Origin of the sequence: Providencia sp. wls1914 (genome assembly GCF_009706645.1) — a bacterium.
Classification (GTDB): Bacteria; Pseudomonadota; Gammaproteobacteria; order Enterobacterales; family Enterobacteriaceae; genus Providencia; species Providencia zhijiangensis.
The window spans coordinates 689790-715770 of the sequence record NZ_WLUN01000016.1 but is presented as its reverse complement, the minus strand read 5'-3'; the positions used below and the strand labels follow the sequence as shown (position 1 = coordinate 715770).

26 protein-coding genes and 4 pseudogenes are annotated in these 25981 nt (G+C 43.5%); 29 read left to right on the top strand and 1 reads right to left on the bottom strand.

The annotated features are described in order from the left end of the window. Positions 1 to 54: 54 nt before the first annotated feature. From GKR74_RS14060 to GKR74_RS13930, 28 genes and pseudogenes are all read left to right on the top strand, one after another. On the top strand, positions 55 to 579 hold the full coding sequence (locus tag GKR74_RS14060) for a terminase small subunit (RefSeq protein WP_154604047.1): 525 nt from the start codon (positions 55 to 57) through the stop codon (positions 577 to 579). Then, positions 572 to 1981 (top strand): annotated as a pseudogene (locus GKR74_RS14055) (PBSX family phage terminase large subunit). Before GKR74_RS14060 ends, GKR74_RS14055 begins: the two are co-directional and overlap by 8 nt. Beyond that, positions 1912 to 3330 carry an anti-CBASS protein Acb1 family protein gene (locus tag GKR74_RS14050; protein ID WP_154604045.1) on the top strand — a complete coding sequence of 473 codons (1419 nt, stop codon included), beginning with the start codon at positions 1912 to 1914 and terminating at the stop codon, positions 3328 to 3330. Before GKR74_RS14055 ends, GKR74_RS14050 begins: the two are co-directional and overlap by 70 nt. Beyond that, a complete protein-coding gene (locus tag GKR74_RS14045) occupies positions 3296 to 4102 on the top strand; it encodes a phage head morphogenesis protein (protein ID WP_230089163.1) in 807 nt (268 codons plus the stop codon). The genes GKR74_RS14050 and GKR74_RS14045 overlap by 35 nt, the downstream gene beginning before the upstream one ends. Before the next feature lie 50 nt (positions 4103 to 4152). Next, positions 4153 to 5310: a DUF2213 domain-containing protein gene (locus GKR74_RS14040; protein WP_154604044.1), complete on the top strand. Its 1158-nt coding sequence runs from the start codon at positions 4153 to 4155 to the stop codon at positions 5308 to 5310. 2 nt (positions 5311 to 5312) lie between these two features. Next, entirely contained in the window at positions 5313 to 5801 is a 489-nt protein-coding gene (locus GKR74_RS14035; protein WP_154604043.1) for a structural cement protein Gp24, read from the top strand. Further along, positions 5801 to 6826 carry a hypothetical protein gene (locus tag GKR74_RS14030; protein ID WP_154604042.1) on the top strand — a complete coding sequence of 342 codons (1026 nt, stop codon included), beginning with the start codon at positions 5801 to 5803 and terminating at the stop codon, positions 6824 to 6826. Before GKR74_RS14035 ends, GKR74_RS14030 begins: the two co-directional genes overlap by 1 nt. Position 6827: 1 nt before the next feature. Continuing rightward, complete coding sequence (locus GKR74_RS14025) at positions 6828 to 7154, top strand: hypothetical protein (protein WP_195848773.1); 327 nt, start codon at positions 6828 to 6830, stop codon at positions 7152 to 7154. Positions 7155 to 7156: 2 nt separating this feature from the next. Beyond that, positions 7157 to 7561: a DUF4054 domain-containing protein gene (locus tag GKR74_RS14020; RefSeq protein WP_154604041.1), complete on the top strand. Its 405-nt coding sequence runs from the start codon at positions 7157 to 7159 to the stop codon at positions 7559 to 7561. After that, positions 7554 to 8126 carry a hypothetical protein gene (locus tag GKR74_RS14015; protein ID WP_154604040.1) on the top strand — a complete coding sequence of 191 codons (573 nt, stop codon included), beginning with the start codon at positions 7554 to 7556 and terminating at the stop codon, positions 8124 to 8126. The genes GKR74_RS14020 and GKR74_RS14015 overlap by 8 nt, the downstream gene beginning before the upstream one ends. Then, entirely contained in the window at positions 8119 to 8502 is a 384-nt protein-coding gene (locus GKR74_RS14010) for a hypothetical protein (protein WP_154604039.1), read from the top strand. Before GKR74_RS14015 ends, GKR74_RS14010 begins: the two co-directional genes overlap by 8 nt. Continuing rightward, positions 8487 to 8975 (top strand): phage neck terminator protein, encoded by a 489-nt coding sequence (locus tag GKR74_RS14005; protein WP_154604038.1) that lies wholly within the window; start codon positions 8487 to 8489, stop codon positions 8973 to 8975. The genes GKR74_RS14010 and GKR74_RS14005 overlap by 16 nt, the downstream gene beginning before the upstream one ends. Before the next feature lie 9 nt (positions 8976 to 8984). Then, positions 8985 to 10445: a DUF3383 domain-containing protein gene (locus GKR74_RS14000; RefSeq protein ID WP_154604037.1), complete on the top strand. Its 1461-nt coding sequence runs from the start codon at positions 8985 to 8987 to the stop codon at positions 10443 to 10445. Positions 10446 to 10458: 13 nt separating this feature from the next. Further along, positions 10459 to 10905, top strand: coding sequence for a phage tail fiber protein (locus GKR74_RS13995; protein WP_051473540.1), 447 nt, complete (start codon positions 10459 to 10461; stop codon positions 10903 to 10905). After that, entirely contained in the window at positions 10905 to 11315 is a 411-nt protein-coding gene (locus GKR74_RS13990; RefSeq protein WP_154604036.1) for a hypothetical protein, read from the top strand. The genes GKR74_RS13995 and GKR74_RS13990 overlap by 1 nt, the downstream gene beginning before the upstream one ends. Before the next feature lie 195 nt (positions 11316 to 11510). After that, complete coding sequence (locus GKR74_RS13985; protein ID WP_154604035.1) at positions 11511 to 13892, top strand: hypothetical protein; 2382 nt, start codon at positions 11511 to 11513, stop codon at positions 13890 to 13892. Between the two features lie 66 nt (positions 13893 to 13958). Beyond that, the gene (locus GKR74_RS13980) at positions 13959 to 14339 is read left to right on the top strand and encodes a DUF4431 domain-containing protein (protein ID WP_154604034.1); all 381 of its coding nucleotides are present in this window, start codon (positions 13959 to 13961) and stop codon (positions 14337 to 14339) included. Between the two features lie 19 nt (positions 14340 to 14358). Further along, on the top strand, positions 14359 to 15189 hold the full coding sequence (locus GKR74_RS13975) for a restriction endonuclease (protein ID WP_154604033.1): 831 nt from the start codon (positions 14359 to 14361) through the stop codon (positions 15187 to 15189). Positions 15190 to 15328: 139 nt separating this feature from the next. Continuing rightward, positions 15329 to 16339: a P63C domain-containing protein gene (locus tag GKR74_RS13970; RefSeq protein WP_154604032.1), complete on the top strand. Its 1011-nt coding sequence runs from the start codon at positions 15329 to 15331 to the stop codon at positions 16337 to 16339. A gap of 259 nt (positions 16340 to 16598) precedes the next feature. Beyond that, positions 16599 to 17360 (top strand): annotated as a pseudogene (locus GKR74_RS13965) (phage baseplate protein). After that, the gene (locus tag GKR74_RS18315; protein WP_442959349.1) at positions 17348 to 17620 is read left to right on the top strand and encodes a phage baseplate plug family protein; all 273 of its coding nucleotides are present in this window, start codon (positions 17348 to 17350) and stop codon (positions 17618 to 17620) included. Before GKR74_RS13965 ends, GKR74_RS18315 begins: the two are co-directional and overlap by 13 nt. Continuing rightward, positions 17610 to 18563, top strand: a pseudogene (locus GKR74_RS13960) (baseplate hub protein). Before GKR74_RS18315 ends, GKR74_RS13960 begins: the two are co-directional and overlap by 11 nt. Beyond that, positions 18484 to 19170 carry a Gp138 family membrane-puncturing spike protein gene (locus GKR74_RS13955; RefSeq protein ID WP_154604029.1) on the top strand — a complete coding sequence of 229 codons (687 nt, stop codon included), beginning with the start codon at positions 18484 to 18486 and terminating at the stop codon, positions 19168 to 19170. Before GKR74_RS13960 ends, GKR74_RS13955 begins: the two are co-directional and overlap by 80 nt. A gap of 3 nt (positions 19171 to 19173) precedes the next feature. Further along, positions 19174 to 19527: a hypothetical protein gene (locus GKR74_RS13950; RefSeq protein WP_154604028.1), complete on the top strand. Its 354-nt coding sequence runs from the start codon at positions 19174 to 19176 to the stop codon at positions 19525 to 19527. Continuing rightward, positions 19524 to 20738 (top strand): annotated as a pseudogene (locus GKR74_RS13945) (baseplate J/gp47 family protein). Before GKR74_RS13950 ends, GKR74_RS13945 begins: the two are co-directional and overlap by 4 nt. Continuing rightward, entirely contained in the window at positions 20714 to 21346 is a 633-nt protein-coding gene (locus GKR74_RS13940) for a DUF2612 domain-containing protein (RefSeq protein WP_154604026.1), read from the top strand. Before GKR74_RS13945 ends, GKR74_RS13940 begins: the two are co-directional and overlap by 25 nt. A 7-nt stretch (positions 21347 to 21353) precedes the next feature. After that, a complete protein-coding gene (locus GKR74_RS13935; RefSeq protein ID WP_154604025.1) occupies positions 21354 to 22871 on the top strand; it encodes a pyocin knob domain-containing protein in 1518 nt (505 codons plus the stop codon). After that, positions 22868 to 23506: a tail fiber assembly protein gene (locus GKR74_RS13930; RefSeq protein ID WP_154604024.1), complete on the top strand. Its 639-nt coding sequence runs from the start codon at positions 22868 to 22870 to the stop codon at positions 23504 to 23506. Before GKR74_RS13935 ends, GKR74_RS13930 begins: the two co-directional genes overlap by 4 nt. On the opposite strand, the gene GKR74_RS13925 is transcribed toward GKR74_RS13930, so the two are convergent. Beyond that, positions 23503 to 23730, bottom strand: coding sequence for a DNA polymerase III subunit theta (locus GKR74_RS13925; protein WP_154604023.1), 228 nt, complete (start codon positions 23728 to 23730; stop codon positions 23503 to 23505). The genes GKR74_RS13930 and GKR74_RS13925 overlap by 4 nt on opposite strands. Before the next feature lie 319 nt (positions 23731 to 24049). On the opposite strand from GKR74_RS13925, the gene thrS reads away from it, so the two are divergent. Then, positions 24050 to 25978 (top strand): threonine--tRNA ligase, encoded by a 1929-nt coding sequence (gene thrS, locus GKR74_RS13920; RefSeq protein WP_154604022.1) that lies wholly within the window; start codon positions 24050 to 24052, stop codon positions 25976 to 25978. Positions 25979 to 25981 lie beyond the last annotated feature (3 nt).

Here is a 25981-nt window from a genome sequence, read left to right as displayed (position 1 = left end):
AATCACAAAGCCCGCTTTCGAGTTGGCTTTTTAATTAACTATGAGGATAAGAGAATGGCACTCACTGATAAGCAGGAAATGTTCTGTCGTGAGTACCTCGTTGACTTGAACGCTACACAGGCGGCTATTCGTGCGGGGTACAGCGAGAAAACTGCAAACCGCACTGCATCTGAAAACCTGTCAAAACCTGACATTGAAAAACGAATTCAGGAATTGATGAATGACCGTAGTGAGCGATTAGAGATAACGGCTGACTATGTTCTCAATCGCCTTGTCGAAATAGACCAAATGGATGTGTTGGATATTCTTCACGATGACGGAGGTATTAAGCCTATTCATGAATGGCCTAAAGTTTGGCGCACATCGTTAAGCGGCATGGACTTGGCTGAAATGTTCGAGTCTAAAGATGGTGAGCGTGATTTAGTCGGCATCATGAAGAAAATTAAATGGCCTGACAAAGTGAAAAACCTTGAGCTACTAGGCAAGCACAAAAACGTTAGTGCCTTCGTGGATAAAGTCGACCTAACCGCTGACGTGAAAGTCGAGAATCGCTCTATCAAGGAAATATTCGATGGCTAACCCTTACTTTAAACCATTTGCAGCAAGCGCCCCTTACAAGGTGGCTTACGGTGGTCGAGGTAGTGGTAAATCTTATTTCTTTGCAGAGCTAGCGATTGAAGTATCACGGAGAATCAAAACAGTCATTCTTTGCACTCGTGAGTTTCAGGGGTCTATTAGTGATTCAGTGCATAAGCTGCTTTGTGAAACCATCGACCGACTAGGTTATGAGAAAGAGTTCGAGATACAAAAGAACACGATCATTCACCTTGGTACAGGTGCTTCATTCGTATTCGCTGGAATCAAAAATAACGTCACCAAGATTAAATCAATTCAGGGTGTCGGTATTTGCTGGATTGAAGAGGCTGAGGCGGTAGTTAAAGATTCATGGGAAGTATTGTTGCCTTCTATCCGTGGCGATAAAAACGCCGAGATATGGGTAAGCTTCAACCCGAAGAACATTCTTGATGATACTTACCAACGATTCGTTGTTAAGCCGCCAGAGGGGGCAATAGTCCTTAAAGCTAATTACGATGTAAATCCCCACTTTTACGACACTCCGCTTCCTAAGCAAATGGAAGAGTGCAAAGAGCGCGACCCTGAACTATACCGCCATATCTGGCTAGGCGAACCAGTAGCGGATTCCGCGCTGGCAATTATCAAACCTGCGTGGATTGAGGCGGCTGTCGATGCACATATCAAGCTAGGATTTGAGCCAAGAGGTAAGCGAATTGTCGGTTTCGACGTTGCTGATGACGGTGAAGATGCTAACGCGATAGTGCTGCGTCATGGCTCAGTTGCTTTATCTGTCGAAGAGTGGAGAGGTCAAGACGTCATATTTAGCGCTGACAAGGTCTATGCAGACGCGGTTAATAATAATGTAGATACAGTTATCTATGACTCAATCGGCGTAGGTGCTGGCGTTAAGGCTCAATTTAACCGTAAAGATAATCGCATTGTTACAGTCGGGTTTAATGCAGGCGCTTCCGTCGAAAAGCCAGAAAGCAACTATAAGCCAGGTAAAACAAATAAAGATATGTTCTCCAACCTGAAGGCGCAGCAATGGCAATTAGTCGCTGACCGCTTCTACAACACTTGGCGGGCTATCGAGCATGGCGATAAATTCACTGATGACCAGTTAATCAGCATATCCAGTGATATGAAAGATATCGAATACCTCAAAGCCGAGTTATCACGCCCTCAAGTCGATTATGACAATAACGGACGCGTAAAGGTTGAGAGCAAAAAGGATATGAAGAAACGCGGCATCCCAAGCCCAAACAAAGCCGATGCGTTCATTATGGCGTTCTCTAACGCTAAACAACCATTCCATATTCCAGACGAGATACTCCGATGAGCAAGAGTAAAAAAACACAACAGCCTGTCGGAAATCAACCGTTCAGGATCAGTGAGGTTGATTTAGAAAAAGCCTCAATTAAGCAAGAAAATAATAGCGTTGATAAATTTAAGAGGTACGAGCCATTACCGGGCGTTATTCCTGAGGCTAAACAAGAAGCCGCATTTGCTATGGACGCTACTCCATACGACATGCTTAACACTATGTCTATTGGCGATGAGTATTCAGGGTTTCGTGGATATCCTCAGTTAGCTGCAATGTCTCAGCAAGTCGAATATTCTAACATGCACAGTGTATTCGCAGATGAGATGACGCGTAACTGGATTGAGGTGAAAAGCCGAAAGGAGGGCGACCCTGATATCGAACTGATGGAGCAGGCGCTAATTAAATATGATGTAAAGCGCTTGATTCATGAAGCAGTTAGACAGGACTCTCAATATGGTGTGGCGCATATCTACATCGATACTGGCGCAATGACAGATGATGAGCTAGAAAAACCGCTATTTCTAGACCCACGCAAAATACCTAAAGGCTCTCTGAAGGGGCTTAGAGTTGTTGACCCGACTTGGATTTATCCTGCGATGTATAACACTCAGTGGCCTCTAGCGGAAAACTTTTATAAGCCTAGCGCATGGTTCGTGATGGGTAAAACGGTTCACGAGTCACGATTTAATGACATTGTTAGTCGTCCGGTTCCAGATATTCTCAAGCCGTCCTATAACTTCGGTGGGCTGTCGCTAACTCAGTTAATGGAGGACTACGTTGTTGATTGGCGTGATGCTAAGAAAAACGTAATTAAAATTCTTCGCACATTGAGAATGAGGGCGCTTAAAACTGATATGGACGCTCGGTTGCAAGTGCCGGGGGAGTTTGACAAGCGGATTAAGATGTTCACGAAGTATCAGGATAATTTCGGGCTATGGGCGATAGATACTGGTGAGGATTTGCTTCATATGCAAACTTCACTAAGTGAGCTGTCCAACTTGCTATCTAACTATCAAGACCAGCTTTGTATTCCATCGCGCATCACCAACTTAAAACTCCTAGGAAACGCTCCGGCAGGTTTAAATGCTTCGGGTGAGTCAGAGTTATCCACATGGCACGAAACCGTGTCAGGGTATCAGGACGGAAACCTAAGGCGACCTTTAGAGAATATCTTCAAGATTATCCAGCTCTCAGAGTTCGGAGAAATTAAAGAGGGTATTTACTTTGAGTTCAAACCTCTAGATGAGATTAGCGAAAAAGAACGCGCTGAAATCACGAAGATACGAGTTGATGCTGTGGCGGTTGCTGCTGATAGTCAACTTGTTAGCTCTGAAGAAGCTAGGGATGCTCTCAAAGGCATAGAGGGCGCAGGTTTCGAAAACTTGGATGGTGATTATGAGCCGAAAAACAACGAGACTGAAACCTATTAATTACAACGCCGGCAATATCAAGTGGTATCAGAAGCAGTTACTCGCCGAAATTAGAAAAATGAACGATGAGGTTAGGCGTGAAATAGTTAACGCTATTCGTGATAACCCTCTTGCTCAAGATGCTAGTTTGGCGATGGATGCAAATCCGGTTGAGATGATACGAAAATTACTTGATTTGCTCAGCGGTAAATGGGTCAGAGACTTTATTAGCAAGGCAAAATCCTGGTCTGATGAAATGCTTGATAAAACGCAAGGCGCGGTTGATAGAGGCTTATTGGCTACTGCTCGGCGTGAATCCATGACTATCAACATGCAATGGACTAACGCCATGTTAGAGAAGCGTGAGGCGATCATTGCCGAGAATGTTTCTCTTATCCGGTCTATCCCTGAGAAATACTTTACCGAAGTAGAAGGGATGGTATATCGCGCTGTTGCCCGCGGCGGTGATAGAAAAATGCTTGCTGATGAAATCGAGCGTAATTTTGGTAAGCGTCATGGTATTACACGGCGCAGGGCTGAATTTATCGCTCGTGACCAAACTCGTAAGGCAACAAGCGCATTATCGGCTGCAAGACAACAAGCTGCCGGTATCGTTGAAGGTGAGTGGGTGCATAGTGGGGGAGGTAATAAACCCCGCCATAGTCACGTTAAAGCCGGCCGAGAAAGAAAGCGATTTAAGCTATCTGAAGGCTGCTTGATTGATGGTGAATATATTATGCCAGGTCAATTGCCTAATTGCGGTTGCGTGTGGCGCCCCGTGTTGCCGTTCTAATAACAGATCACTTAGGTGGTCTTTTTTTTATGTCCAAATAAAGGTAAACCATGAAAGATGTGAAATTTGCCTTTGATAAAGCGAGCGTTAGGACTTACGACGAAGACGGGATGATGCATGTAGCATTAACTCCAATCAGCAAGGCTAACGTTTGTATCTACTACGGCAAGGAAATACCTGACTCTGAGGCGTTAGGTTTAGACCCCAATAAAGCCTATCGTCTGCTACGCGACCCCGAAGAACTCAAGAAAGCTGTCAACACATTTAACAATAAACCGGTGCTTAATAAGCACATTGGCGTAACAGTGATTGACCCGCCAAAAGAGTCAATTGTGGGCTCTACTGGTGAACGGTCGGAGTTCGACGGTACTTATCTGAAAAATTCCCTAGTGCTATGGGATATCGACTCAATCCTCGGCGTAGAAACTGAGAAGCAAAAAGAAATTTCCTCATCTTATCGTTACAAACTGGATATGACTCCGGGTGAGTATGAGGGAGAAACATACGATGGCGTAATGCGTGACATCGTTTGTAACCATGTGGCAATCGTGCCTAGTGGTCGGGCTGGCTCCGACGTATTTGTATATGACTCAAAACCTATAGGAATCAAACTGATGTCAAAACTCGATAAACTTTGGGCGTATCTGTTGCCAAAACTGGCAAGTGATGCGAACCCTGATGAAGTAAAAGAAGAAGTTGGTAAGGTCATCAAAGATGACGCTACTCAAGCAGAAAAAGATAACGAGTCCGAAGCTGAGCGCTTAAAGCGTGAAGAAAAAGAGCTCAAAGAGCGTGAGGCGCGGGAAAACAAAGACCGCGAGAAAGACCGCAAAGCAGACGACAGCGACGAGGAAGATGATAAATCTAAAAAAACCGCTGACGATGAAGATGACGACAAAAAAGCCAAAGATAACAAAATGGCTATGGATGCAGCTATTAGCGCTGTAGAGCGTAAGTTTATGGCACTGCGTCAGGCTGAGCGTGATGTTCGCCCTGTTGTTGGCGAATTAGCTTGCGATAGTGCAGAAGATGTTTATCGAACAGCACTAAAGCAAATGGGCTGTGAAGATTACGCATCAATTCCAGCTGCTGGTCTGCGTTCAGTTTTCAACGCTTACTCCAAAGTGCCAACAATGGCGCAGGATTCCGCTCCGATCGCACCATCTTCTCGTAAAAATGTTCTCAGCTTCTTTGATGGAGATAAATAATTATGGCGTTTCAATCAAGTGTACGTCTTTACTCTGGCGTAGGTCAGGAGGGTCAGCCAGCATCTAACAGCCCAATCATTGCTGCGGCAGGTGGTGCAGGCGCTTTCTTCGCTGGTGATAATGGTCTGAATATGTGTCGTTTCGCATGGCGTGACGCGACAGACCCTAAAAAATTAAATAACACAGGCACAGGTAAGCCAGTTGGTTTTGTGTATAACAACGCGAATGCAACGATTGATTACCTGAAAAGCAGTAGCTTATTGATCCCTAAAGGTCGCGAAGCATCTCCGATTGTTGGCGGTGATTTTTGGGCTAAGTCTGCAACGGCTGCTGTTGTTGGTCAGAAAGTGTTTGCAGTATTAGCAGACGGCACAATCAAAACTGGGGACGCTGGCGCAACTGTTGATGGTGCAATCGAAACCGAGTGGTATGTAGCGAGTGCTGCCGCTGTTGGTGATTTATTCGTAATTTCTACATGGAGCAAAGCATAATGCCACAATTAACACAGGCTGATTTTTCAGCATTTAAGAAAGAAGCAGAATCACGCGGCTTCTATATGCCTCCTTCTGTTACTCGATTCGCTATGGATGCCGACGTACAACCATCTATGCCAGCGAATGGTGGTATTCCTGCCATTGTCTCAACTTTCATCGACCCTGAGATTGTTCGTACTATCTTTGCTAAGCAAAAAGCAACTGACATTTTAGGCGAGAAGAAAAAAGGCTCATGGGCGCAAGATACCATGATGATACAACGCGTTGAGCAATCTGGCGATGTGGTTGCATACGATGACTACAGCGAACAGGGTGCTAACCAAGTTACAAACGCATGGGAAAATCGTCAGGTGTACCGCTATCAAACAATGGTCACTTATGGCGAGTTGGAGCAAGAGCGTTACGGCTTGGCTATGCTGTCTTATGTTGCAGAGAAACAGCGCGCTGCCGCTTGGACAATGAACCAAGCGCAGAACAAGTTTTATTTTTACGGCGTAGAAGGTTTGCTGAACTATGGCATCCTTAATGACCCAGCGCTACCAGCTCCTATCACTCCTGCCACTGTTGGCGGTGCGATTCAGTGGAAAGATAAGCAAGTTATCGATATCTATAACGATATTCTGGCTTTATATGCTGATTTAATCGCACGTACAAACGGCGCAGTTGGTGACGGCGTTGATATGGCTTCTCCTCTCGTGTTAGCAATGAGCCCTAACACTTCCGTTTGGTTCAAAAAAGCGAATGAGATTTTCGGTAACTCTGTAGAGAAAATGGTAAAAGATACGTTTACTAATATTCGTATCGAAGTTGCTCCGCAGTACGACACCGATGCTGGCGAGTTGATCCAAATGTTCGTTGAAACAGCGCAAGGTCAAGAGGCTGGTTACTGTGCATATAGCGAGAAGTTACGCGCTCATCCAGTTATCCCCATGAGTTCAAGTTGGAAACAAAAACACTCTGGTACAACTTATGGCGCTGTTGTTACTCAGCCGCTCTTATTCGCGCAAATGTTAGGGGTATAAAATGGCTAAGGTTTCAACGTATGTTATCGGATGCAAATTACCAAACGGGCTTAATTTACAGCACGAAGGCAAATCAATCGCATTAGCTGGCGCAAACTCATCTATGCTACTGAATGGCTTTGGTATTACTCGTGATGTCCCTGCTGATGCCTGGGAGGCGTTTGAAAAGGCGTTCAAAGACCAGAAGCTTATCCGTAATGGCATTGTGTTTGCTGTAACGGATTATAAATCTGCGGAAGATGCTTCGAAAGAACGCGCTAAGCAAAAAACAGGCTTAGAGCAAGCAAGCACCAAATCTGCCGGAGTGGAGCCACTAACCGAGGATTAATCATGGCAATTGTGGAACTGAATAAATCTACGTTCCGCACCATGTTCCCTGAGTTTTCTAATATAACAGACGATTTATTACCTTACCTTTTCGACCAGGCCACCGATTACCTCGATAACACCGAAAGTTCACTTGTTGCCAAAAGTGATAAGCGAGAGCGTTTGCTCTATTTGCTTATGGCTCATTTGGCGTACATGCGATACGGCGATAAAGATGGTAAAGGTGGTTCTGGAATGGTTGGGCGAGTGTCGTCTGCTAGTGAGGGTAGCGTGTCTGTATCCTCTGAACTTGGTGCTATTGAGTTTAGAAATGCATGGTACACGCTAAGCCCTTACGGAATGGACTACTGGCAAGCCACAAAAGTTTATCGAATGGCTAACTATTATCCGGGGAGCATTTATGGCTAGCGGTCTGGAGAGGTATCTAGCTGATTTAGAAAAAAGGCTGAATGCTACTGAGGTTAAGGTGGGGTTCTTCCCTGATGCCACTTACTCAGATGGAACCCCAGTAGCTACCGTTGCTTATGCAAATGAGTACGGCGCAACCATTAATCAGCAAGCGAGGACGGGTACAATCTATCGAAGCATGAAAAAAGATGGTTCTTTTGCTAGAAGCGGTAGGTTTGTTAAAGCTAAAAGCTCAAACTTTGCAACAAGTCACGATATACCCGCTCATACAGTGAATATCCCACCTAGACCATTTTTTCGCAACGCCATTGATAAACACAAAGAAGAATGGGTTCATGCTATATCGAAAGGTGTTGCAAACGGAGAGGATGCTAAATCGGTGCTTGATAGGGTTGGCGGCTTGGTTCAAGGTGATGTCCAAACGTCGATATCAGAATTGACTGAGCCTGCACTTTCCGCGGCAACATTAGCAGCAAGGCGCTCGCGTGGAAATGGAAACACCAGCCCACTGACTGACACAAGAACCATGATTACTTCGGTAAATTACGAGGTGACCGATGATTAAAGTCAGGTCTATCGCCAACGCGGCTGTACAGGTGGTTAATAAAAACTTGCCTGCGACCTTATTAGCCAATGAAGGTTTCGACATTGACGAAGCTGGATATCAAACGCCTAAGTATTCCGAGCATGAAATCTCCATGCAATTACAAAGCCTGAGCACTCAAGACCTTGAGCATTTAGGTGTTATCAATCAGCAAGGAGAGTTTATCTACGGATATGCGAGAGGGCAGATTGAGGCTATTCGTCGAGCGAAACAAAAAGGTGCAGATAAGATTAGCTTTGTTGCTTATGGCGAATCAGAAGCGTCTGAGTGGCTAGTAACCAAGGTCATAGAATCGTACCCATCATGGGTTAAGGTGCTTTTATGGCGGCAACAATAAGTGTTACTGAGCGCGATATATTCGCTGAGCTTAGGCGTTATCTCATCGAGTTATTCTCGTGTCCTGTGGTAGTTGGGTATCAGAATAATGAAGCTATCCCTATCGACGGTATTGTCATGCACATGTTGTTTGAGCGCAATCTTGATTACACCTCTGATTACTGGAATCCAGCGATAGAAGAGATGGCGTCTCAGTCATCGGTCGAGGCAGCATTTCAACTGGATTTTTATGGAGCTGAGGCAAACTCGCGTTCTCGCGTTGTAGCGAATCTCTGGCGAAGTAACTATACAACCTCGCGAATGACTAAATGTCAGCCACTTTATTGTGGTGAGCCCAGAAAGAATATCCTCGTTAACGAATCAAATCAGTACGAAAACAGGATGATGCTTGAAGTTAAACTTCAATATAACCCTGAAACAACCTATCACGTCGATGGTGTCGACGAAATATCAATTACCACCACAAATATCTAAGGTAAAAATATGAAATCTATTCCGGCAAGCGATATCGTCCAGATATTGCCCGGTGTCGTTGGCACTGGCGGCAATCCACTGGCTCTTAACGCATTGTTTATCACCAAAAAGCAACCAGCATCCATGCTAGGCGTGAAAGCTTTCGGCTCTGCTGATTTGGTGGGTGAAGTGTTCGGCAAAGACTCTAAAGAGTATGAGGCTGCGCAGGTGTATTTTGCAGGCTTTGATAACTGCACAGTGTTGCCTGACACGCTATTTATCGCATCAATGGTTACGACAGCGCAAGCGGCTAAGTTAGTCGGCGCTAAGCTTCCAACTCGAACCGCTAGCGAATTTGCAGCATTACCACAAGGTCTGATTTTAACAATCGATGGTCAGGTTACATCTGTGAACTTCGAAACTGAGGTTAACAGTTATTCATCTTTAGCGGCAGCAGTCACTACGGCTTTAGGTGCTGCGGCAACGTGTACCTATGACACAGGCGCTAAAGTGTTTGTCATCGAAGGCGCAACAAAAGGCGCGGTTGGTTCTATCTCATTTGCTGAAGGTGATTTAGCAACGTTCATGGGATTAACTGAAGCATCTGGGGCACAGGCTAACAACGGCATCAACGCTGACACTATCGAAGAACTGCTGCCTCGCATCACCAAAGAAACGACAAACTTTGTTTCTATCGCGGCGATTGATTTTACCGCAGAAGAAAAGCTAGCAATTTCTCGCTGGGTCGCTCTGCAAAAAGACCGCTATATGCACGTTCTGTATCAAACAGAAAACGGCGAAGGTGAGCTAGAAACTATCAGCTCAGCAATTAAAGAGTCCGATATCGGCGGCACGTGCTTATTTTACGGTAGCCACAAACACGCAGCCTTTGTCTGTGGATTTGCAGCAAGCCTGAACTTTGATGAGCTGAACGGTCGCACAAACTTGGCATTCCGTGGTCAGGAAGGGTTAACGCCTTCAGTAACAGATAAAGCACTGGCAGATGAATTAATCGCGATGGGCTTTAACTTCTACGGTGCATACGGCACAGCCAATGACCGCTTCATCTTTGTTTATCCTGGTTCCGTATCAGGTAAGTTTAAGTGGGTTGATAGTTATGTGAATCAGGTGTTCTTCAATAACCAGCTCCAGTTAGCGTTAATGACGATGCTGAAAAGCTTTAAATCTGTACCGTACAACGAAACAGGTAAGGCAATTCATCGTTCTGCTGTGGCGGATCCGGTATTCCAGATGATTAATTTCGGCGGCATACAAACTGGCGTTGAGCTATCAGAACAGCAAAAGAAACAAATCAACATCGAAGCTGGATTTGATGCGGCATCTCAAATCAATACGGCAGGTTGGTGCATGAAGATTGAAGACACTCCGGCGCAAACACGCGGTCTTCGTAAATCAATGCCTCTGAAACTGTGGTACGCCGATGGCGGCAGTGTTCAGCAAGTTAATCTCCCATCAATCAACGTCCAGTAAGAGGTAAAACATTATGCCAATGGGACATAACCCAAGAACATTAACATCGGCAAACGCCGTTTTGATGATCCGCTGTAAGGGCGTTTATGACGAGTTCGTGAAGTTGCAAGGTTTTCAAGCTGATAACGCGTGGAACTTTGGTGACGCAAACATCGGTGAGACTCGCATGGGTGTCGATGGTAAACAGTCCATCGGCTACACGCCGCATGAAACGCAATGGACGCTTTACTTGGAAGCAAACAGTGTATCTACACAAATCATGGAAAACATTCGCAAGGACTTTAACGCGAACATGGAGGCCAGATTTGTGGATATCGTTGTCGAAATTCCATCAATCGGCAAACGCTACAGCGCAACTGGCGGCTTAACGTCAATGACTGGCGGCGCAAGCGGTAAAAAAATGCTCGACGGAACAAGCTACAACTTCAACATGGTCTTCGAAGGTGCTGAGGAAATCTAATGACGCTGAAATCAAAAACTATCACGATTGAAAAAGGTCGTGATGCTGGAATGATGTATCAAGTTACCGAAATGCCAATTGCCAAGGCGGATAACTGGGCGATGCGAGCACTGTTCGCTATTGCCAATGGCGGCGTGGACTTGGAAGGTGTCAATCCAAACATGGGAATGCTAGGCATGGCTAACGTCGCAATCAAGGCGCTGGCAGGTATTGACCCAAGAGTCGGCATCCCTCTGCTTGATGAGCTTTTGGATTGTGTGCAAACCATCCCATCGGGTGGAACCGCTAGACCTCTACTGCTGGAATCCGATGTGAAAGACCTCTCGACCATGTTCGTTCTTCGCAAGGAGGCGTTAGCTATTCACTTGGATTTTTTAGTGAACGGCGGTGGCTCCAGCTCGAACGATTAAAAGCAGGGTTACCGCTTCGTGATGGCGTTTTAGCTGAAACAAATAACGTGTCTACCGTTGCGTACCAAGTGATAACCGCGAAGTACGCAACGCTTCACGAACTCCACACGATTTACAGTCTGGAAGATGTTTTAAACCTCCTAGAAATACATCAGGTTGAATCGTACAACAAGCAACTAATGAGTGAGATAAACGATGGCAACGCTAATTGATACGCTTCTTGTTTCGCTGAAACTCGATAGCGGAGGTTTTGCTAACGATGCGAAAAAGGCGACAACTGAAAACGATAAGTTAGCGGACTCTATCGACGCTCTGAATGAAACGCTCGGCGGCGTAAATGAGACCCTAAAAGGTACGAGAGAGCAGCAAAAGAAAGCCAAGGAGCAAAGTGATAGCTTCACAAAGTCGATTAACAATGCGACTAAGGCACTGGCTGGACTCTTCACGACCATATTCATGTCCACGGGATTAACTAAGCTTATCGAAGATACGGCTCGGTCAAATGACCAGCTTAATTTTCTAAGTAAAAATCTCGGCATGAATGCCACGCAAGTTAAGCGTTGGCAAGGTGCCGCCGAGCTGTCGGGTGGAAGTGCTGAGGGCATGGCTTCCAGTATGGCTAACCTGAACAAGTCTCTTTGGGATTTGGTAACGGTAGGTGATACCTCAATTTTACCGTACTTTAACGCGCTGAATGTGGGCGTAGTTAAAAGCAACGGTGAGCTGAGAAATCTTGATGATATCTTGCTGGATGTCGCCGATAGCCTGTCTCAAATGTCCAGACCTCAAGCCTATAACTTCGCTAAGAATATGGGCTTTGATGAAGGCACGATAAATATGTTGTTGCAAGGTCGCCAAGAAATGGAGCGGCAACTTGCACTGCAAAAAGATATCGTTGTTTCGTCTGAGCAAGAGTTAGAAATCAGCCGGCAGTTACAGCAACAAAATGCGCTGGTCGGTATGCAATGGGATGGGCTGAAAACGTTACTTGGTAACTACCTCATCCCCTATGCATTAAAACTATCTGCTACGGTGACAGGTTTCCTTGGTTATCTGAACAAGAACAGAGATACCGCCATGTTCGTCTTCAAGGCGCTTAGTATGGTAATAGGTGTCACACTAATTCCTGTTGTACTAAAAGCGGCTAAGGCGTTCGTAGGGCTATTTGGTGCTATTGGTTTACTACCTGCTCTTCTGTTGTTGCTCGGCGCTGGATTATGGCTACTTTATGACGACTTCAAGAAGTGGAAAGAAGGCGGGGAATCATTACTCGGTGAGTATTGGGAAAAGTGGGATAGCACGATTACGCCGATACTTGAAAAGCTTGATGAGTTTAAAGACTGGTTCAAGGAGACCACAGTAGGCAAGTGGTTCACTGACCAAGAAGGAAATCTCGAAACTTGGAAAGTGGCACTGGGTGGATTTGCTTTGTGGTTCGGCGGAAAGTGGGCTATTAAAATCCTCGCTACTCTTGGCAGGGTTGGGCTTGGCTTTACTCGCTTATTCGGTTTGCCGGGCTTGCTCGTTGCGGGTGCGGTTACTGCCTTTGGCTTGCTGATTAAAGAGATTAGCGACGGATTCGATAAGCTTGATGAGCTACTCGATACTGTCGGCGAGAAAACTGGAAATATCGCTAAGGCTGCTATTGTCCTGAATGATCCGAATGCGAGCAAAGAGGATAAAGCTAAGGCAGTGGCGAAAGCTAGCGAGGATATAATCCCCGGTGCAGGATTCTTGAGTCTTGGAACTGATGGTATATCTAATCTATGGATGAATACATTAAATGCTGCCAAAAAGTCGTTTAGTGGAAAATCATCTTCTGGCGATTCATTCACTGCTACTGGTGTCGAAGTTCCTCATCAGCAAAAGCGCATCTATAAAACCGAAAATGGCGACATTATTCGCGAGGGTGGCTCTAGGTCTTGGAGGAACAACAACCCAGGAAACATAATTTGGGGCTATTACGCTAGGTCTAAAGGGGCTATAGGGCATGATACAAATGCGGCTGGTCACGTTATGGCTATATTTCCAACTAAAGAGGCGGGAAACGCAGCTAAAGATCAGCTTCTTTTTGAAGGAGCTAATTACAGAGATAAAAAGCTATCTGAGGCTATAAAAAGGTACGCTCCAAAATATGGCAAGAACGGAAAGCAAATAAATAACACAGAACAGTACATAAAAAATGTATTATCCGCTGTTAACGGTCAAGATAAGAAAATGAAGGATCATAGCTTATCAGAGCGAAAAGCCATCCTTGCCATGATTGAAGCAACTGAGGACTGGAAGCCCGGAGTTGAGTATTCAGTAAATCAGCTAAATGCAATAAATAACGCTAAGAGCATTTCGTCTTCTTTAAATAAACCAATAGTTTCAGGATTTGATAGCTCAAAATCTAGTGATTTCCTGAATCAAACTAACAAGGTTAGATCGCAGCCTCAAACAGTAAATAACAAAATGGATATCAGTGTTGGTGATATCAATGTTAATACTACTGCTAGCACGGTATCGGGTGTTAGCTCTGACGCAGTGGAGTCAATAGCTGCTAGGGTGTATCAGATAGTTCCTTCTCTTAGTTAAGAATTGCTGTAGTTTGCGTTAAGGCAGTGGCACAATAGGTTTAGATAACACACTAAGGGGTGAATAATGTTTAGACGTATTTGTGCCATTCTTTTCTTGATATCGTTCAACGGTATTGCCGATGAAGAAAAGGGTTTGCAAGGTATTTACTATGAAGAACCAGTTGAAATATACGGGACTATTGATCGTGAGGTAGCTGGATTTCCGTCTATAAGGCCAGTGAATATTATTTCAGCAACTTCAAACAGTGGTAATGTAGATGGGTTAGAGCCGCCAGAGTTTGGAATTGGCATTATGCAACTTGTTATTTCAAAAAGTGATATGTGGGACAAGTTTGAAAAAGCAAAAGGGAAAAAGGGATTTGTAGTATGCAAGGCTTACCACGCTGACAATGCCAACCACATGACGCCTGTGTTATGTGAAGTTAGTGATATAAGAGTAAAATAATAATATCAGGGCGTCTGTAATGATTAAATTAGCAAAATATCTATTTATTGCTTCTGTAGCTGCTTTTTTGTTTTCCTCTGATTTTGAATCAGACAGGAAGTTTGATTTAACAATCAAGTTCACGATTATATATTGGCTTGCTGTAGGCGTGATCTCTTTGGTTTACAAGTTAGTTAAGGGTTATCTTAGAAAGAAAAAATCAAGAGAAACAGGCTTAAAAATAGTTCAAGATCAGAAAATAGATACTGAGATGTTTCTTGATGAGCTAAAAAAGTATATTCCAATTTTAGCCAGAAAAAGAAAGTCCATGGTTATTGAAGATGACTACGGATATAAGTCTTATGACAAGTGGGATGCAGAAAAAAGAAGCTTCTTTAAAAAATTCAACTATCATCCAAGGGTCACTGATTGCTACAAAGGGCTTCCTGATGACATTTATTTGATGCATCTTGACCATGCAGTCAAGGAGTATATAAAGGAAAATGATGTCTCCATAACATGGAGTCCAACCATGAGCCCGCTAGAGTATGAAATGTTTTGCGCGGACATTCTGAAAGAAAATGGATGGGAAGCAAGAACGACTTCAGCTAGTGGTGATCAGGGTGTTGATGTCATAGCAAATAAAGACAGATGCTGCGTTGCCATTCAGTGCAAGTTGTACTCTTCAACAGTAGGGAATAAAGCCGTTCAGGAAGTGGTCGCAGGAATGCCATATTGGGGTGCTAACGTTGGAGTTGTTGTTACCAATGCTCAATACACTAGATCAGCTAGGGAACTTGCAAAGATTCATGATATTTATCTATTGCATCATGATGAATTGCAGGACTTAGATTCCATACTGGATATGTAAACCAACAAGCCCCTAGGGGCTTTTTTATTGAAAATAAATTTTATTTAACTCAATCAATATAACGTACAAAAGTAATTATTGCACGTTGCATCGTACATGTGATAGGTTTGCTCGTAATTTCACAACACGAGAGATCATCATGAAAAATGAAGACGAAAAAGAAGTAACAGGGAAAGCCAAAGGTGGTAAGGCTAGAGCAGCTAAAATGACTCCAGAGGAAAGAAAGGAGTCAGGAAGAAAAGCAGCAGCGGCTAAAAAAGAGAAAGCTCTTTTACCGACAGTTCTAAATGAAGGGATGCTAATAGTAGGAGATACAGAATTAGATGTTGCTGTTTTAGAAAATGGCAATAGGGTTGTTTCAGTTACTTCTATATTTTCTGCATTAGGAAGAACTCAGCGAGGATATAAGAAAGATTCGAATAATCAAAGGGTTATAGGTCAGATCCAAATGCCAGCTTTTATGGATGCAATGAACCTAAAACCCTTTATTACTCAAGACCTTATGGATCAGATCCCTAGGGTAAAATACAAAACAAAATCAGGTGTCGTGAAAGAGGGGCATAATGTTCTTATGTTGCCGCTTGTTGGTGACCTTTACTTGAGGGCAAGGGAAGCGGGAGCAATAAAGTCAAAAGAACAAATGGCTGTTGCTCATAAAGCTGAAATTCTAGTTAGATCTTTAGCCAAAGTTGGTGTAATTGCTTTAGTTGATGAGGCTACAGGTTACCAAAGAGAGCGAGAGCGAGATGCGCTAGCAAAGATTCTTGAATCATTTGTGGCAACAGAATTAAAACCTTGGGTAAGTACGTTCCCAGCTGATTATTATGAAGGTCTATTTAAGATATATGGACTTGAGTATCCTCCCGCTAGCGGCAATAAATCATGGAGACCAGGGTTTATTGGTACAGTTACAAACAATGTAGTATATAGCAGGCTAGCTCCTGATTTATTGCCTGAATTAAAAAAAGCGGCATCCAAATCAGAAAGAAAAACCAAGCTTCATCAATGGTTAACTAATGATATAGGGCACCCTAAATTAAGAGAGCATTTAGCATCTATAGTTACGCTTTTAAAAATATCCAAAACACCAGAGCAGTTTTATGACTTAGTAGACCAAGTCCACCCAAAACTTATAATTGAGCAAGAATAAACCACTAACCCACTCCGGTGGGTTTTTTATTGCCTGAACTCTGCGGTCATCATTTAGTGGAGTGCAAAATGGTTGAACCTCTTAAGGAGGGGTAGCTATCAACCCAAACTCAATAAGAGTTATAGTTAACTGAATTATTTGCAAAACTCTAAATGAGTTGCTCAAACTTTAAACTACAAAATTTTTGTAGTTAATACACGTCACGTAAAACATTCACACCACGCCTCTTAACTGAGGTTTTTCACGTTGGAGAAAAATCATGTTCGGAATGCCAGATATACCAAACTGGAAGAATATTCCTGACGCTGCCATTAACGCCGGAATAAGCTTAGGTGGCGGTGCGTTAATCAATACTCTATTCGGTAACTACTGGGGAATATTCAACGAGTTCGGCGTTCCATTACTGTTAGCTGACAACGTGATATCTCTTCAGTACCAGAATCAGAGCCGCGTAGTGAACGCTCCGATTGAGAAGGGTTATTTCACGAGCTACAACAAAGTAGCCGACCCATACAAAGCTACCGTTCAATTAAGCAAAAGCAGCGGTGGTACATTGGAACGCGGGGCGTTTTTAGCGCAATTGGAAATACTCGCCAAGAGCACGCTCAAGTTTTACATCATCACGCCGGAGTATGTTTATAAGGGTGCAAATATCGTCGGGTTTGATTTTGCTCGGGAGGCTCGAGATGGCGCAACGCTGATTAAGGTGAACGTACATCTGGAGGAAATTCGCGAAGTAATCGTTAAGTACGACGAAGAAGAAGTAACTAATCCTGATGATGCGCGAATCAAGGACACTGGAGACAAAACGCAGCAAGTAGCCTCCTTATTTTCTGGTGAAACACTTGATGAGTTGATGAAGATACTTGATGACCCTACAAAGTCCAAGTTATTAAAAGGGAAAGAAATATCAGCACTTCTTTATAAAGCTATTTCAAACCTTGGCGGAGACCTAACTCAGATACAGCAACAAGCTGAGATGATAGTAGAGCAAGGAGTTAGCCTACAATGATGACAATAATTCCAACCTCTCCAATTCCCAATCAAATTCTAACCTTCACGTTTGATACTGATGAATACGAGATAGAGCTAAATTCTCGTAGGAATAACCTGTACGCGACAGTGAAGAAGAATAACGAATACGTGGTTTGCAATCGGATATGTCGAAACATGACGTACATCTGTCAGTGGTTAATATTTGCGGACCAACAAGGTAACACAGACCCGATTTACACTGGATTGGGCACTCGATATAAGTTGGTGTGGGCTGATGGCATTTAATCGAAAGAGGATCCGACTAACGCTGAAACTGAATGGTAAAGATGAAGTGTTCACTTCTGATAACCAAAATAAGCTATCCGCCGTCGGTTTGCGTATTAGCGCTGATGTGACGTTTGGCTATGGATCTCCGGCTCCGTATGCACGAATAAGAGTTTATGGGTTACCACAAGAGACGATGAATAAACTCATCACTGCAAAGTGGCAGAACGTAAAGGCGCTTAGAACATTAATCACCATCGAAGCCGCTGAGGGTGACGGTGATTTTGCTCAAGTTTTTAGCGGCGGGATATTCATGGCGTTACCGGAATACTCAGAAGCCCCTAACGTATCGATTGTTATCGAGGCAATGTCGGCTGTTTTTGAAAGCAAATTAGCGACAGCGGCAGAGAGTTACGAAGGTGTTCACTCAGTCTCTGAAATCATTGAAGGGATATGCCAGCGCATTGGCTTTTCGTTTGAGTCAAACGGTGTTAATGCGGTTGTAGATAACGCTTACCTGACCGGTTCCGACTTAGACAAAATCAGATGGCTATGTGCTAACACTGACCTAGACCTCTACCTTGGCAATAATAGCGTGGCAATAACTCCGAAGGGAGCAGCAAGAAAGATTAAGATTGCCGTCATATCGCCTGATACAGGACTCATCGGCTATCCAATTATCACAAATATCGGTGCAACATTCCGGTGTCTGTACGACCCGTCTATCCAGTTTGGTGCGCTAGTTCGCGTGAAAGGAAGTGAGATTGAAATGTGTAACGGGGATTGGCGAGTCTATGGAATGCGGGCCCAATTAGAGACTGAAATGGATTCTGGTCGCTGGTTCATGGAAATCGTCGGCTCAAACCTGAAGGACAAAAACGTACATGTCGCAAAATGAAACGGTATTACCGTATGACCCTGAAGACTTGGCGGGCGGTGCCAGAACGCAAGAGTTCATCATTAACAGCCTGATTGGAAAAATTGGCACTGTAACAGTTTGCCGGGTTGTGAAGGTTAAAGGTGGCGGGGTGAATCCGGTTGGGTTTATTGATGTTAAACCAATGGTGCTCCAAGTAGATGGCGGCGGGAATATCTTCGATAGTGCCACTGTCTATAACGTCCCATATTTTCGCTATCAGGGCGGCGGCAACGCTGTAATCCTTGACCCCAAGGTTGGTGATATTGGGATTTGCTTAGTATCTTCACGAGACATCTCACAAATAAAGCGCACTAAGAAGGACGCGCCGCCATTGACCAAGCGGCAATATGATATCGCCGATAGCTTGTACATCGGAGGTATACTCAATGGAGCTCCATCCCAGTACATCCATTTTCTTGAGAGTGGAATAAATGTTGTGGCCACGGGCGAAATTAACATGAGAGGCACCAAGATAATCCTTGATGCCCCCGTAGAAACCACTTCGACAATTAAATCGAAGGGTGATATCACCGACAACACTGGCAGCGGAAATACTCAAACCATGTCGAGTATGCGTGTCACTTATAACGGCCACACTCACAAAGCTAACGCTGAGTACGCCAATACAGACAAGCCAAATCAGCAGGTATAGCCAATGAAAACACTGTTTCTATTGCCTGATACGTGGGACTTAACCCTAGACGTATCGGGAAATATTGCTATGGCTTCCGAACAGTATGCTATCGCTCAGTCAGTGGCAAATAAATGCAAGGTGTTCATGCATGATATGTATTACTCACAAAATGAAGGTATCCCTTACTTAGAGAAAATACTTGGCAAAAATAGGTATTCATTATCTCTGTATCGCCAGCATCTAGAAGATGCGGCAATGTCAGTTGATGGCGTGGTGTCGGCTAAAGCTGAGCTAAGCACCGCGAATGATAGGGTAGTCAGAGGTAGGTTGATTTTCACTGACAAGCAAGGCAGAGAAGGAGCGATAGAATTATGATCCCCAAGCTAGAAATAACGCCAAACGGCATTATCACACCTACGACGCAGGAGGTGATAAGCGGACTGTGGTCGATGATGAGAAATACCTTTGGCGAGGGTCTAAACGAAGACATGGACACGCCGCAGGGCCAACTAGTTACAACGCTTGCGGCTATTATTACTGACGAAAGAAATCAGTTGGTTGAGTTATTTAATCAGTTCGACCCGAGATATGCCGATGGCCAAATGCAAAATGCCATTGGCTATATCTACTTTTTGCAGAGAAAGAAAGCCACAAAATCAGTAGCCGAGTTAACTTTTAACGGTCTATCTGGCGCGTCGGTTCCAGCAGGATTTAAAGTCCAAGATGACAATGGCAACACATGGTCAACATCGAGGGATGTTTTCATTATGAGTAATAGCTTAGCTGTCGTCGAGGCAACTTGTGATATTGAGGGCATGATTTACGCTCAGCCAAATACAATTAATCGTATTGTTCGAAATGTTGGTGGTATTGATAGCGTAACAAATACCAAGGCTGCGATAGCGGGTCGAAACACTGAAACTAGACAAGAGTTTGAGCTTAGAAGGTCGCTATCTGTTTCTCAAAATGCTAAGAACACAAACGACGCTACATACGGAGCTGTTTCCAATATCAACGATGTCATTGACTGTTATGTGGTTGATAACCCTAGTGATACGACCATTACTGTAGGTAAAACCAACTATTCACTGATTAGAAACTCAATCGCGGTATCAGTTGTGGGTGGTGATGATAATGAGATTGCCAAACAGATTTTAACTAAAGCTGGTACCGGGTGCGCATTTGTTGGTAATACCACAGTGACTTATGAAGACACAACTAACTTTCCGTATATGCCTCCGACCTACGACGTTAAATTCATTCGACCAACGCATATCCCCATTGAGTTTAATGTGAAATTTGAGAATAAAGATTTGCTTACATTGCAGGATAAAGAAGCAATTAAAAACGCAATCATTAATGAATTCAACACGGGGATTGGTAAGGGGCGAATAGCTAATCGGCTGATCGCGAGTGATTATGTCTGCTCAGTTGCTCAGTCAACCAGAAACCGATTGATATCTATTCAAATAGGGCGGAAAGGTGGTGCTTTGGGGAATTATATTGATTTTGGGATAGATGAGTTTCCTGTCTTATCTCCAGATGACATAAGGATGACGTGATGGATAGCATTAACCCAACCTTAATGAGTCAGTATGCAAACTCCCCAATTATCACTTCCATTCTTAAATCAGCAAACGAATCAATAGATCCATCTAATAATATAGATGACTTTTATTCCCTTGTTTTTAATGTGCATACAGCGCAGGGGTTCGGGCTGGATGTTTGGGGGAGAATAGTTGGAATCGATAGGGGTATTTCTATTCCCGATCCAGACCAAGACTACTTCGGTTTTGATGGGACGGAGAAGTATCTGCCATTTAACCAAGCACCCTTTTACAGCGGAGATAGTAGCGAAAGTGCTTATATGATGTCTGATGAATCTTTTAGAGAAGTCATTATCATGAAAGCCTATGCAAATATCATCTATGCCACCGCGCCAAATATCAACGCATTTCTAAAGGATTCATTCACTAGAGGAAGAGCGTATTACCTAATCACAGGACACATGAAGGCGAGGTATGTGTTCGAATATCGTCTATCCGAGCTTGAAAAGAATTTAATCTTTAACCACAACATCTTACCAAAACCTTGCGGCGTTGAAGTGAGTATCACAGAGCTGCCAGTGAGTGAATATTTCGGTTTTTATAAAACTGGATTCCAACCTTTCAATCAAGCGCCTTTCATAAAATAGGTACGAAATGAAAAATCCAAAACTAATAGTAAAGCCTTTCGCTAAGAACGGGCAGAAAAACGTCATCCCTGAAAACTATGAAACTAGCATGGATTCAAACCAAGCAACATGGGATCAGGGTTTCAGTCAAATCACAATGCTCCCTGTTGCGGCAGGTGGTTTGCCGCCAAAAGGGCAGGACTTTAACGGAATTCTCAACCAGATTTCAGAGAACATTGTTTATCAATCTCAAGGTGGGCGTTTTAAGTTTTCCCCTGAATACGCCGAGTCTATTGGTGGCTATCCGAAGGGGGCAATACTTCAGTCTGATGACGAGAAAAAAGAATATCAGAGCTTAATCGATAACAACAAAGTTAACTTCAATACAACATCCAATATCTCAGCATCGTGGGAGTTGGTTGGCGCTAAGTACGCGATTAAAACTGAAGTTGATTTAGCTTTATTAAAGAAATTCGACAAAGCGAATATCTCAGGCGTAAAGGGCAACGATAACGACAAAGTGCCTAGTCTGAATTTGTTTACCACTGAGGTCGGCAAGCTGCAGCCGAAAGGGGATTACGCAATAGCTGGTTATAGCTATTCCAAGTCAGAGTCAGATAGTAAGTATGCGACTAATGACGCGTTAAGAAATACAACATCTCAAACCATCTTCGATAGAGCAATCGTAATACCTCTAAATGCTGATTTAAATGATTACTTGATCCCTGGTCTTTATTTTCAACCCAATGGCAACATTGGAGAGAATAGTAAAAACTATCCTAGCAACTCGCCCGGTTCGCTTGAGATCATCAAAACAGGTAATAGTAGTGTTAAGCAAGTTTACACAGATTGGTATGATAAAAAGACGTATACAAGACGATACAACGGAGGGAATAAAACATGGGCTGATAGATGGGATGAAGATTACACAAAATTAAATCCTCCAACGGCAGCCGAATTAAACGTCTATAGCATTCAACAGGCCGACAGTAAATTTCAGCCAAAAGGTAATTATCAACCCGCTGGTAATTATCAGCCTAAAGGTGAGTATGTTGATAAAAATTCAACGCAAGAGCAAATTATACAAGGGTTTTTAACGGCGACTCGGCGATTATCTGTCGAGGCACCTGATAAGGCTAGGGCGGTATTGTATGCAGTGACAGATGGTAATGTTGGTATTACTGCTCAAGACTCAACTGGGAGATTTTTGGGGGATATCAAACATCCCGGCAACGGTAAAAATGGCACATTTGCAATTGTAGAGCAACTTATCGGTGAGGGGCAAAAATGGGTTAATGTCACATCAGAGCGTCAGTCAAGGGTCACATATACAAATGATACGTCAAGACCGATTCTTGTTTGTGTGACGGCATACGGAGAAGCTAAAAATGTTGATTTTTTAGTTAATGATACTGTCGTTGCATTAATTGGATATAACTCGCAGGCAACAATAGCGCGTCCGTTGTCAGTGATAGTTCCTGTAGGCGCTAAATACAGAATTTCTGACACGATTGGTTATACGTACACATGGAGTGAATTACGATGATGTATTTTAAAGATAAAGAACAGCATGTGTATGCTTATACAAAAAGCAACATAGAGCAGGCATCACGCCTAACTGAATTAGAAGTGCTACTTGCTGAAAAAGAGCCCACTTATACTCGTGCATATAATGCATTGCAAGCTGGATTGTTAGAACTTAACGAAGCGATGTCACGGTATGATTCAGCCATAGCTAGTGAAGGGCCTGATGAGGATACATCTGAGCTTGAGAATAATGTGAATGAAAAAGCAGAAAATTATAATGCGGCTTTAGCTATATTCAGCAAAATAGAATCTGAATATATACCGATTAAATCAGAGTATGACGAGATACCACTTGTATTTTTTGATATTCGTGAAAACATTCAGTCAATGAAGAAAATGACGGATAAAGAAGTTGAATCGTATCTAAATCCGCCAAAATCTAAAGAGCAACACACTGCTGAAGCTGAGCGGCAAAAACAATCATTTGCTGATGATGCAGAAAAAAATATCATTATTTTAGAGCGAAAAGTTAAGCTAAATATGGCAACAGAAGCAGATAAAAATAGTCTGACTGCATGGGAAATTTACAGTATCCAAGTTGCTGATATCAATACTTCACTAGCGCCAGATATCAACTGGCCTCAGAAACCTTAACTATCTTTGTTGTACTCATACCCCTGCGGAAATCGCTTGCTCAATTCTCTGTAATAAACTAAACGCTCACGAAAATACTCGCGCAAGTGCTCGGGTTGCTGTCGCTCGACTTCAACATCGATAACTGGCTTGCCGAGTCTTTCGCGATAAGCGACACCGGAGGCGGCTAAATCGACATTTACTTTGTCTTTATCTTCTTTCGATAGTTCTGCGAGATTGTGCATGATGGTTTCTTGTTGGGGAATGAATTCTTGGAGTATAGCACGGAGGGAAAATCACTGTGACGAGCTGTGCCGAAATTGTGACGTGATGATGAGAGTGGGTTAATCACCCATTCTCTATCGCTAATAATCTAGTCTGTGTTATTATTTCGCTTGAGTTACTTTTAATGTACATAGTAGTTTTGAAGTTTGTGTACATACCTGTGTACATACCTTGCATTGTGAAGCAAGAAGTTAAACGTAACGTATTGATTTATAAACTTTGGAATAATCAAGCAAGTGATCTTTCGTGTGGGTCACCACTGCTGATAAGGATTTTTTAATGCCTGTTATTACTCTTCCTGATGGAAGTCAGCGTCAATTCGACCATGCAGTTTCTGTCATGGATGTGGCTCGCGATATCGGTGCCGGCCTAGCAAAAGCATGTATCGCTGGTCGTGTTAATGGTGAGCTGGTGGATGCTTGTGAACTGATCGAGCATGACGCAAACCTGTCAATTATCACGAGTAAAGATGATGAAGGTCTAGAAATCATTCGTCACTCTTGTGCTCACTTATTAGGTCATGCAATTAAACAATTGTGGCCAAATACCAAAATGGCAATCGGTCCGGTTATCGACAACGGTTTCTATTATGATATTGACCTTGACTATACGTTGACCCAGGAAGATTTGGACAAGCTAGAAAAGCGTATGCTTGAGCTTGCCAAAACAGATTATGACGTGGTTAAAAAACGTGTTTCTTGGGCTGAAGCTCGTGAAACATTTGTAAATCGTGGCGAAGATTATAAAGTTGAAATCTTGGATCAAAATATTAGCCAAGATGATCGCCCAGGTTTATATCACCACCAAGAATATATTGATATGTGTCGCGGTCCACACGTACCAAATATGCGTTTCTGTCACCACTTTAAATTACAAAAAGTAGCAGGAGCATACTGGCGCGGTAACAGCGACAATAAAATGCTGCAACGTATTTACGGTACAGCATGGGCAGATAAAAAGCAGCTTGCTGCGTATCTGCTGCGCTTAGAAGAAGCGGCGAAGCGTGACCACCGTAAAATTGGTAAGCAATTAGATTTATATCATATGCAGGAAGAAGCGCCGGGTATGGCGTTCTGGCATAACGATGGTTGGACAATTTTCCGTGAACTGGAAACTTTTGTACGTACCAAACTGAAATCCTACAATTACCAAGAAGTTAAAGGCCCATTTATGATGGACCGCGTATTGTGGGAAAGAACAGGTCACTGGGAAAACTACAAAGATGCAATGTTCACAACCTCATCTGAGAACCGTGAATATTGTGTTAAACCAATGAACTGCCCAGGTCATGTTCAGATCTTTAACCAAGGGTTAAAATCTTACCGTGATTTACCATTGCGTATGGCAGAATTTGGTAGCTGTCACCGTAATGAGCCTTCAGGTGCACTGCATGGTTTGATGCGCGTACGTGGTTTTACCCAAGACGACGCCCATATCTTCTGTACTGAAGATCAAATTCTGGGCGAAGTGACTAGCTGTATTGAGATGATTTATGACGTTTACAGCACTTTCGGTTTTGAAAAAATCGTTGTAAAACTGTCTACTCGTCCTGAAAAACGTATCGGTACAGACGATATGTGGGATACGGCAGAAGCAGACTTAGCCAATGCGCTGAAGTCGAAAGGTATTGAGTTTGAATACCAGCCGGGCGAAGGTGCATTCTACGGTCCGAAAATTGAATTTACACTGTATGACTGCCTTGACCGTGCATGGCAATGCGGTACTGTACAATTAGACTTCTTCTTACCGGGTCGTCTAAATGCTTCTTATGTTGGCGAAAATAATGAGCGTATTACGCCCGTTATGATCCACCGTGCGGTTCTGGGTTCACTAGAGCGCTTTATCGGTATCTTAACGGAAGAATATGCAGGTTTCTTCCCAACATGGTTAGCACCACAACAAGTTGTTGTGATGAACATTACAGATAGTCAAGCAGACTATGTTCAAGAATTAGTTAGCAAGCTGCAAAGTGTTGGCATTCGTGCGAAAGCGGACTTACGTAACGAGAAAATCGGCTTTAAGATCCGCGAACACACCCTGCGTCGTGTTCCTTACATGTTGGTTTGTGGTGAGAAAGAAGTTGAATCAGGTAAAGTGTCTGTTCGTACCCGTCGTGGTAAAGATTTAGGCAGCCTTGATGTTAACGAATTCATGACTAAACTACTGGAAGAAATTCGCAGTCGTCAGCTCAATCAGATGGAGGAATAAGGT